The sequence below is a fragment of the Trebonia sp. genome (assembly GCF_049794275.1).
Taxonomy (GTDB): Bacteria; Actinomycetota; Actinomycetes; order Streptosporangiales; family Streptosporangiaceae; genus Trebonia.
In genome coordinates this window covers 1-9,287 of the sequence record NZ_JBARCR010001052.1, presented here as the reverse complement: position 1 = coordinate 9,287, position 9,287 = coordinate 1, and the positions used below count along the sequence as shown (strand labels likewise).

Sequence of the window (9,287 nt, the reverse complement as noted above, 5' to 3'; positions counted from 1 at the left end):
CGCCGTGGCCGCGGCGTCGTCAGGGCTGGCGCCCGGCGCCTCGCGGAAGTACAGGTTCGGCACGACCGCGTTGTAGCCGTGCACAGCGAAGTTCCTGGCGATCTCCTTCGTCGGCGGGTCGTAGCCGGGCATGTGGTGGATGACCACCACGCCGCCCGCGGGGCCAGGCCGCATCGGGCGGGCCGCGTAGGCCTCGATCGCGTCGCCTCCGTGGCCGGTGATCGTGACGCTCTCGGCGAGTATGGCGTCGTACATGTGAGATGTCTCCCTTTCGCTGTTACTCGAGGCCGGGCGGGGCGGAGTCGAGGACCGCCCCGATCGCCTTCATCAGGGCGCGCGCCGATTCGGCGCTGAGCTCGACCGCGACCCGCGCCGACGGCCCCTGCGCCGGGGCGAGGAAGTCGATGTTCAGCGTGTGGCCGTAGGGCGCGTGCACCGGGTGGTCGAAGTAAACGCTGCCGTCGGTCACCCGGAACCAGCCGGACCCGCCCTTGGCGCTGCCGCTGATCGCGATCTTCTCGGTCAGGTAGGTACACACTGCTCGCAACTCCTTCCGTCAGGCCGCCAGGTAACGGCCGAACCAGTCCAGGATCTTTCCCCACGCGTCCACCGCGCTCTGCGGGTGGTAGCGCGCGCTGTCTACCTGCATGAACCCGTGGTTGGCGCCGTCGTAGCTGTGGAACTCATAGGTCTTCCCCGCCTCCCGCAGCGCCTGCTCGAGCTCCGCGACGTGCTCAGGCGACGGGAACTTGTCTTCCTTGCCGAACAGCCCGAGCAGCGGGCACGACAGGCTGGGCGTCCTGGTCACGATCGGCTGCCACCCGGCCAGCGGGTGCCCGGCGGGCGGCTCGCCCACCACGAACCCGCCGTAGCAGTCCACCGCCGCGTCGAGCGGCAGGCTGACCGCGGCGAGGAACGACTGCCGCCCGCCCGAGCAGTGCCCGATCACGCCGATCTTGCCGTTGGCGTTCGGCAGCCCCTTCAGGTAGGCGACCGCGCCCTCGACCTCCGCGACGACCCGCTCGTCGGGGACCGGGATGGCGCCCTGCGACCTGGCGGCCGCCATGGCGTCGTCCGGGTCGGCGCCCGGCGCCTCCCGCGAGTACAGGTTGGGCATCACGGCGTTGAAGCCGCCCACGGCGAGGGACCTGGCGAACTCCTTGGTCTGCCGGTCGTAGCCGGGCAGGTGGTGGATGACCACCACGCCGCCCACCGGACCCGGCGTGAGCGGCCTGGCCGAGTACGCCTCGATGGCGTCTCCCTCGTGGCCGGTGATGGTGACGGTCTCCGACAGCACCGCGTCGTACATCGGCAACCCCTTCCGCTAGCAAGCAATTCTTACTGTTGAGGTCCAGCAGAATCATCCCACCCGGCTCGTTAGCGAGGCGAACGAACGGGACAGGTCGGCTGTAGCTAGCTCTACCCCGGGCGGGGGTTGCGCCTCCGCGCAACTGGGTGCTCAGCACTACTGCGATCCAGCGTGCTACTCAGTAGCGTACCCAGCATGATGCCGAGTAGTACCAGGTCATGAGCGTCCGCCACGCGCTGCTCGCGCTGCTGAGCGAAGGCCCCAAGTACGGCCTGCAGCTTCGCGAGGAGTTCGAAACGCGCACCGGCGATGTCTGGCCGCTGAACGGGGGTCAGGTGTACACCACGTTGCAGCGGCTGGAGCGTGACGGGCTCGCGGAGTCTGACGGCACCGGCGAGGAAGGCCCGCGGAAGGGCTTCAGGATCACCGCGGAAGGCGAGCGGGAGCTGGCCAGATGGCTGCGCACGCCGCCGGACCTGAGCTCGCCGCCACGCGACGAACTCGTGATGAAGATCCTGGTTGCGCTGTACGTGCCGAGCGCCGATGTGCACGCGGTCATCCAGGCGCACCGGCGCTACCTGGTCGAGCTGATGCAGCAGTGGACCCGGATCAAGGAATACGACGCCGGGGGCGACTGGACCATGTCGCTGGCGATTGACGCCGAGCTGTTCCGGCTCGATGGGGTCGCCAGGTGGCTGGACGCCGCAGAAGCCCGCGTCAATCGCGCGGCAACCGAGGGTGCGACGACCTGGGCGGACCAGGCGGGCCCCAGAAACCAGACACGAGCGCCGCTGCCACGGCAGTGGCGGGAAATGAGAGTACGGCGATGAGCATGCTGGAGCTGCGCCAGGTGTCCAGGTCCTACGGGCAAGGGGACGCCGAGGTGCACGCCTTGCGCGAGGTGAGCCTGACGGCAGACGAAGGCGAGATGGTCGCGGTGATGGGACCCAGCGGCTCGGGGAAGAGCACGCTGCTGACCATCGCGGGAACGCTGGAGGCGCCGACGTCCGGCGAGGTGCTGATCGCCGGGCAGCCGGTCAGCAGGGCGTCTCGCAACACCAAGGCGCGGCTGCGGCGGCGCGTCATCGGCTACGTATTCCAGGACTTCAACCTGCTGCCAGGGCTGACCGCGGCGGAGAACGTCTCGCTGCCCCTTGAGCTTGACGGCGTGTCCGCCCGCAAGGCGCGCGTTCCCGGCCTGCGCGGGCTCGAACGACTTGGCCTGCGCGAGCGGGCCGCGCACTACCCCGACCAGCTCTCTGGCGGGGAACGGCAGCGGGTGGCGATCGCGCGCGCGATGGTGGGCGAGCGGAGGCTGCTGCTCGCCGACGAGCCCTCGGGCGCACTGGACTCAACGAACGCGCAGGCGGTCATGCGCCTGCTGCTCGACGCGTGCAAGGTGGGCGGGATGACCGCGGTGGTCGTCACCCATGACGCGCAGCTCGCGTCCTGGGCGGACCGCGTGGTGTTCCTGAGGGACGGCCAGGTGACGGACCAGACCGCTGCGGCGCCAGGTCCTGAGTCCCTCTTCACTCAGGAGCGACACCAGTGAGCGCCACGGCGGTAACGGAACGGCCCGCGCACAGAATGCCGAACGGCGGGGTGCCTGCCCGCCGCGCGGTCGTCCGCTGGGCCATCCGGCTGCTGCGCAGCGAATGGCGGCAGCAGCTGCTGATCCTCGCGCTGATCACCGTCGCGGTCGGCGCCACCGTGGTGGCCTCGACGGTGGCGACCAACACGCCGGCCCCGGTCGCCGGGGTGCTCGGCACCGCGCAGGACGCCGCCTCGTTCTCCGGCTCCCCGGCGAGCGTCAACGCCCAGATAAAGAACCTTGAGAACCGCTGGGGCAGGGTCGACGTCATCGAGAACCAGAGCGCCCAGATCCCCGGCACCTTGAACACCTTCGAGCTGCGGGCGCAGGATCCGCACGGGCCGTACGGCGGTCCGCTATTGAGCCTGGTCAGCGGCGCATATCCCGTCACTGCGAGCCAGATCGCCGTGACCAGCGGCGTCGCGAGCTCCTTCAACCTGCGGATCGGCAGCAGCTGGACCGTCAACGGCGTCACCAGGAAAGTAACCGGCATCGTCCAGAACCCGGAAAGCCTGCTCGACGAGTTCGCCCTGGTCATCCCCGGCCAGGTCACAAACCCGGACAACGTGACGGTGCTGTTCGACGCGCCGGGGATGAGCGCGACGAGCCTGTCCACCGGCACCATGAACGTGACGACCGCGCAGACGGTGGCGAACACCAACGAGGTCAACCCTGAGACGATATCGATCGCCGCGGCCGTGCTCGGCATGCTGCTCATCGCGCTCGTCGGCGTCGGCGGGTTCACCGTCCTCGCGCAGCGCAGGCTGAGGGCGATCGGCATGCTCGCCGCTCAGGGCGCGACGCAGCGGCACATCCGCCTGGTCGTCAGGGCCAACGGCGCCGCCACCGGCATCGTGGGCGCCATCGCGGGAGCGGTGCTCGGCTTCCTCGCCTGGCTGGCCTACCGCCCGCAGGCCGAGAACAGCGCGCACCACGTCATGGGCGTGTTCCAGCTGCCGTGGACCGTCATCGGCATCTCGATGGCCCTGGCCATCATCGCGACCTACTTCGCCGCCTCCCGGCCGGCGAAGACGATCGCGAAAGTCCCGGTGGTGGCCGCGCTGGCCGGCCGCCCGCCCGCGCCGAAGAAGACCAGGCACCTGGCGATCCCGATCGGTATCTGCTTCCTGGTCGGCGCGTTCCTGCTGCTCGGCGCGGCCGGGGCTACCGCTGGGAGCGGCGGAGGCCAGAACAACGGGACGCTGGAACTCGCCCTCGGCTTCATCACGCTCACCGTCGCCATCGTGCTGCTGGCCCCGGCGCTCCTGTCGGTGGTCGCCGCCGCCGGGCGGCGGAGCCCGGTCGCCATCAGGCTGGCGCTGCGCGATCTGGCACGGTACCGGGCCCGGTCCGGACCGGCGCTGGCGGCGATCAGCCTCAGCACGCTGATCGCGGTCATCATCTGCGTGGCAAGCGCCGCCAGGTTCGCCAACGCTCTCGACTACGCCGGCCCGAACCTCTCGTCCAACCAGCTCATCGTCTACGGGCCGGGCAACACCAACGGCCGCTCGTCGGTTCCTGATAACAACCCGACCAATGCCCAGCTAGCGGCCGCGCCGAAGGTCGCGAAGGACATCGCCGCCGAGCTTGGCACGACCAGCGTCATCGCGCTGGAGAACACCAGCGTGAACCTGGTCCACGCCGCGAACGGGCGCTCCTGGTCCGGGCCGATCTACGTGGCGACGCCGCAGCTGCTGAGCGCGTTCGGCATCAAGCAGTCGCAGATCAACCCGGACGCCGACATCCTGACGATGCGTCCAGGGTTGTCGACGATGAGCCTGATGCAGCTTATCTACGGAAACCAGGGCACCGGCGGACAGGGCTTCGGCCCAGGGGGCGGAAACGGGCCCAACGGCCAGAACTCGTGGCCCTGCCCGGCGGGAAGCTGCATCGCTAACCCGCCGATTCAGGAGATCAGCCAGCTCCCGTCCGGCACGTCCGCGCCGAACACGGTGGTCACCGAGCACGCGATCACCACCCTGCACCTGCAGAAGTCGGTCGGGATCGAGGGCTGGCTCATCCAGGTGCCGAACGGCCTCACCGCCACCCAGGTAACGAACGCCCAGCGGACCGCCGCGGCGGCGGGCATGGGCATCGAGACCCGCAACAGCATCCCGTCGCTGGCGCAGATCATCGACGCGGCCACGCTGTTCGGGATCGTGCTCGCGATCGGCATCCTCGGCCTGAGCGTCGGCCTCGTCCGCAGCGAGGCGGCCCGTGACCTGCGCACGCTGTCCGCGACCGGGGCGGGCGGCAGCACGCGCCGCGCGATCACGGCGACGACCGCGGGCGCGCTCGCGTTCACCGGCGCAGTGGTCGGGATCGTCGGCGGGTACCTGGCGGCCATCGGCTTCTTCAGGAGCAATTCGCTCGACGGCCTGTCGTCGCTGACCAGCATCCCCGTGACCAACCTGCTGGTGATCCTGGTGGGCATGCCGCTTGTCGCGACGGTCCTTGGCTGGCTGCTGGCCGGCCGCGACCCAGGGGGCATCGCCCGCCAGCCGCTCGAATAAGGTCGGCGCAGGAAGCCGGCGCGACGGGCAGTGGCAGACTCTTGTTCATGACTTACGTTGCCGCTTCTGACCGGTACGAAGAGAAGATGCCCTACCGTCGCTGCGGGCGCAGCGGCATCCAGCTGCCCGCGGTCTCCCTCGGCCTGTGGCAGAACTTCGGCGACGCCACCCCGATCGACACCCAGCGCGCGATCTTGCGCCGCGCCTTCGACCTGGGGGTCACCCACTTCGATCTCGCGAACAACTACGGACCGCCGTACGGCCACGCCGAGCTCAACTTCGGGCGGCTGATGGCCGAGGACTTCCGGCCGTACCGGGACCAGCTGATCATCTCCACCAAGGCGGGCTACGACATGTGGCCGGGCCCGTACGGCGAATGGGGCTCCCGCAAGTACCTGCTCGCCAGCCTGGAGGCGTCGCTGCGGCGGATGGGCCTGGAGTACGTGGACATCTTCTACAGCCACCGCTCCGACCCGGACACGCCGCTGGAAGAGACGATGGGTGCGCTGGATACCGCGGTCAAGCAGGGGAAAGCTTTGTACGCCGGCATCTCGTCCTATTCTCCGGAACGGACTAGTGACGCTGCCAGGATCCTCCGCTCTCTCGGCACCCCGTTGCTGATCCACCAGCCGTCGTACTCGATGCTGAACCGCTGGATCGAGGGCGGCCTGCTCGACGTCCTTGAGGACGAGGGCGTCGGCTGCATCGCGTTCTCTCCGCTGGCGCAGGGCCTGCTCACCACCAAGTACCTGACCGGCGTGCCCGAGGGTTCGCGGGCCAGCAGGAACGGGTCGCTGTCCCGGGACCAGCTCAGCGACAAGACCATGGCGCACGTCCGGGCGCTCAACGAGATCGCCGCCGCCCGCGGCCAGACCCTCGCCCAGATGGCGATCTCCTGGGTGCTGCGCGATCCGCGGGTCACCTCGGCGCTGGTCGGCGCCAGCAGCGTGCACCAGCTCGAGGAGAACCTGGCCGCGGCCGGCAAGACCACCTTCAGCTCTGCCGAGCTCGCCGCCATCGACAACGACGCCGTCGAGGCCGGCATCAACATCTGGGCCCGCTCCAGCTCGAACTGACCCGTCGGCCGCCCCGGATTTGTGTCACAAAACACGCCCTGACCGTGTCCTATGTGGGACGCCAGAAAATAATCGCTCCGCCGGGAAGAAACTTGAGCGACTGAATGGTTCAGTTAGTCAAGGGATTAAGGGAAGCCTGCCCCTTGACAGACCGACAGTCGGTCTGTTTACTGGAGAGGAACAGACGTGAGCGTCGAAGCACGGGAGTCAGGAGAGGCGCAGGCGAACGGGCCAGCGCTGAACCGGGAGATCCTCGACGCGTTCGGCGTACTCGTCAAGCAGCTCGCCGGGATCGGCCAGTCGATCGCGGTGAGCTTCCGGGTGGCACCCAGTGACCTGCTCGCGCTGGTCAAACTGGACGGGGTGCTGGCCATGAAGGAACTCGCGCAGCGAATGGGGTGCGACGCGTCGTTCGTCACGGCCGTGGCGGACGGGCTCGAACGGGCCGGGCTTGCCAAGCGGGAGCCCAGCCAGCGAGACCGGCGGGTGAAAAACCTGGTGCTGACCCAGGAAGGCATCGCCGCGAAGGAGCGGCTGATGCAGGAACTCGCCGAACGGATGCCCTGGTGTTACGCGCTCGACGACACGGAACGGGAGTGCTTCCTCGGGCTGCTCAAGAAGATGCTGAGCAGCCACGGGCCGAGCGCTGATTCCGCTCCTGAGACGGCGTCTGACAGTAGAGACGCAACCGTACGTTCGGAATAAAAACCACCGAAACCGGGATGAGGGGAACTGTTTTGTCTGCAACCTCACGCCAGACCGGGGGCGCGCTCGCGGAGGCGACGCCGCCGCGACGGCTCGGACTCGCGCTGGCCGTGATCGCGACCGCGCAGCTGATGGTCGTGCTCGACGCGACCATCGTGAATGTGGCGCTGCCGCACATCCAGCACGCGCTGGGCTTCTCAGGAACCAACCTCGAATGGGTGGTCAACGCCTACGCGCTCGCCTTCGGCGGGCTGCTGCTGCTCGGCGGCCGGTCCGGTGACCTGCTCGGGCGGCGGCGCATCTTCATCTTCGGCATCCTGCTGTTCACCGGCGCCTCGCTGGTCGGCGGGTTCGCCACTACCCAGGCCTGGCTGCTCACCGCCCGGGTCTTCCAGGGCGTCGGCGGCGCGTTCGCCGCGCCGACCTCGCTGTCGCTGATCGCGGTCACGTTCCCTGAGGGCAGGCCGCGGAACCGGGCGATGGGCGTGTACGCGGCGATGTCCATCGCCGGCGGCGCCGTCGGCCTGATCGCTGGCGGCCTGCTCGTCGACTACCTCGACTGGCGCTGGGTGCTGTGGGTCAACGTGCCCATCGGCCTGGTCGTCGCGCTGCTCGCGCCGATGGTGCTTGGCGAGTCCGAGCGGCGGCGCGGCGCCTTCGACCTGCCCGGCGCGATCACCGGGTCCCTGGGCCTGGGGGCGCTGGTCTACGGCCTGTCTTCGGCGGCGACCACGTTCAGCAACGGCCAGGCGGTCTCGCACTGGGGCGACACCAAGGTCATCGTGTCGCTCGTGGCGGCCGTGGTGCTGCTGGTGGCGTTCGTCATCATCGAGGCGCGGTCGCGGTCCGCACTGGTGCCGCCGCGGGTGGTGCGGTCCCGGAACCGCAGCGGGGCGTACCTGATCAGCCTGTGCATCGGCACGGCGCTGTTCGGCATGTTCTTCTTCCTGACGCTCTTCGTGCAGAACGTGTGGGGATACAGCCCGCTGAAGTCCGGGATCGCGTACCTGCCGATGGTCGCCACGATCATGCTGGGCTCCGCCCTCGCGTCGCAGCTCGTCGGCAGGATCGGGGCCCGGCCGCTGATCATCACCGGATCAGCGCTGGCGTCCGGCGGGATGTTCTGGCTGTCACGGCTGACCGAGACCAGCTCGTACGGGGGCGGGCTGCTCGGCCCGATGATGGTGACCGCGCTCGGCATGGGGCTCATCTTCGTGCCGATCTCGCTGGTGTCGCTGTCGAAGGTCTCCAACAACGACGCAGGCGTCGCGTCGTCGCTGCTCAACACCGGACAGCAGGTTGGCGGGGCGCTCGGGCTCGCGGTGCTCGGCACGGTGGCGTGGAGCGCGGTGGCGTCGAGCCTGCGGTCGTCCGCCGCGACGGCGGCGCACCTGCCGGCCGCGCACCTGTCCAAGGCCCAGGAGGCCGCGGCGCAACTGGCCACGACCAACCACGCGCTGGCCTACGGGTTCTCGAAGGGGTTCCTGGTGTCGGCGGGGATCATGCTGCTCGGGCTGATCATCGGCCTGGTGCTGGTCCGGGTCAAGCGCGAGGACCTCGAGGGAATCAACCCGATGGCGGCGCCGGTCGACACGGTTCCTGAGTCGGCCGACGCGATCCCGGCGACGGCCGACTGAGCGCCATCGACTGAGCGCCATCGACTGAGCGCCATCGCGGTCGTCCAGGTGGCCGGTTAGGGTTGCTAAGCATCCTTAACCGGCCACTTTTTTGTTTCGCGAAGGGGGTTCCCTGATGGCACGGCTGGCCTATGTCGCACCCGACGGCGATGTGACGGACCGGATCAGGCAGCGGCGCGGCGGCAAGCTGACCGCGCTCGACGGGGTGCTGCTGCACAGCCCGCCGTTCGCCGACGGGTGGAACGGCATGCTCGGCGCGGTGCGCGGCGCGTCGACGCTGCCGGCGGACATCAGGGAGCTGGCGATCCTCCGGGTCGCGTCCCGCAACGGCGCGGACTACGAGTGGGTCGCGCACGAGCCGGTGGCGCGGCAGGCAGGGCTCGGTGACGAGCAGATCGCGGCGATCCGGGTGAGCGGCGGGGGCGGCGGGGCCGCCGCCGGCGGCGGGCTGAGCCC

Annotated in this window: 10 protein-coding genes; 7 read left to right on the top strand and 3 right to left on the bottom strand. The window is 69.5% G+C overall.

What is annotated here, in order from left to right; translation table 11 throughout:
• From WA805_RS26360 to WA805_RS26350, 3 genes are all read right to left on the bottom strand, one after another.
• A partial coding sequence (locus tag WA805_RS26360; protein ID WP_425243697.1) for a dienelactone hydrolase family protein occupies positions 1–255 on the bottom strand: 255 nt, incomplete at its 3' end.
• 22 nt (positions 256–277) lie between these two features.
• Positions 278–538, bottom strand: a complete 261-nt coding sequence (locus WA805_RS26355; RefSeq protein ID WP_422324547.1) for a DUF6295 family protein — start codon at positions 536–538, stop codon at positions 278–280.
• A gap of 18 nt (positions 539–556) precedes the next feature.
• Positions 557–1,309 carry a dienelactone hydrolase family protein gene (locus tag WA805_RS26350; RefSeq protein WP_422324548.1) on the bottom strand — a complete coding sequence of 251 codons (753 nt, stop codon included), beginning with the start codon at positions 1,307–1,309 and terminating at the stop codon, positions 557–559.
• Positions 1,310–1,527: 218 nt separating this feature from the next.
• On the opposite strand from WA805_RS26350, the gene WA805_RS26345 reads away from it, so the two are divergent.
• The 7 genes from WA805_RS26345 to WA805_RS26315 form a co-directional block, all read left to right on the top strand.
• Entirely contained in the window at positions 1,528–2,139 is a 612-nt protein-coding gene (locus WA805_RS26345) for a PadR family transcriptional regulator (protein ID WP_422282129.1), read from the top strand.
• A complete protein-coding gene (locus tag WA805_RS26340) occupies positions 2,136–2,861 on the top strand; it encodes an ABC transporter ATP-binding protein (protein WP_422282127.1) in 726 nt (241 codons plus the stop codon). Before WA805_RS26345 ends, WA805_RS26340 begins: the two co-directional genes overlap by 4 nt.
• Positions 2,858–5,413, top strand: coding sequence for an FtsX-like permease family protein (locus WA805_RS26335; RefSeq protein WP_425243696.1), 2,556 nt, complete (start codon positions 2,858–2,860; stop codon positions 5,411–5,413). Before WA805_RS26340 ends, WA805_RS26335 begins: the two co-directional genes overlap by 4 nt.
• A gap of 47 nt (positions 5,414–5,460) precedes the next feature.
• Positions 5,461–6,489, top strand: a complete 1,029-nt coding sequence (gene mgrA, locus WA805_RS26330) for an L-glyceraldehyde 3-phosphate reductase (protein ID WP_422287308.1) — start codon at positions 5,461–5,463, stop codon at positions 6,487–6,489.
• A gap of 186 nt (positions 6,490–6,675) precedes the next feature.
• Positions 6,676–7,194 (top strand): MarR family winged helix-turn-helix transcriptional regulator, encoded by a 519-nt coding sequence (locus WA805_RS26325; RefSeq protein ID WP_422279167.1) that lies wholly within the window; start codon positions 6,676–6,678, stop codon positions 7,192–7,194.
• Between the two features lie 32 nt (positions 7,195–7,226).
• A complete protein-coding gene (locus tag WA805_RS26320; RefSeq protein WP_422279165.1) occupies positions 7,227–8,831 on the top strand; it encodes an MFS transporter in 1,605 nt (534 codons plus the stop codon).
• A 115-nt stretch (positions 8,832–8,946) separates the two neighbouring features.
• Positions 8,947–9,287: carboxymuconolactone decarboxylase family protein (locus WA805_RS26315; protein WP_425243695.1), on the top strand; the 341-nt coding region annotated here is incomplete at its 3' end.

What these genes read in the sequence shown, in the direction of transcription:
- WA805_RS26340 (WP_422282127.1), top strand. Translation starts at nt 2,136, where the DNA reads ATGAGCATGCTGGAGCTGCGCCAGGTGTCCAGGTCCTACGGGCAAGGG.
- WA805_RS26350 (WP_422324548.1), bottom strand. Translation starts at nt 1,309, where the DNA reads ATGTACGACGCGGTGCTGTCGGAGACCGTCACCATCACCGGCCACGAG.
- mgrA (WP_422287308.1), top strand. Translation starts at nt 5,461, where the DNA reads ATGACTTACGTTGCCGCTTCTGACCGGTACGAAGAGAAGATGCCCTAC.
- WA805_RS26345 (WP_422282129.1), top strand. Translation starts at nt 1,528, where the DNA reads ATGAGCGTCCGCCACGCGCTGCTCGCGCTGCTGAGCGAAGGCCCCAAG.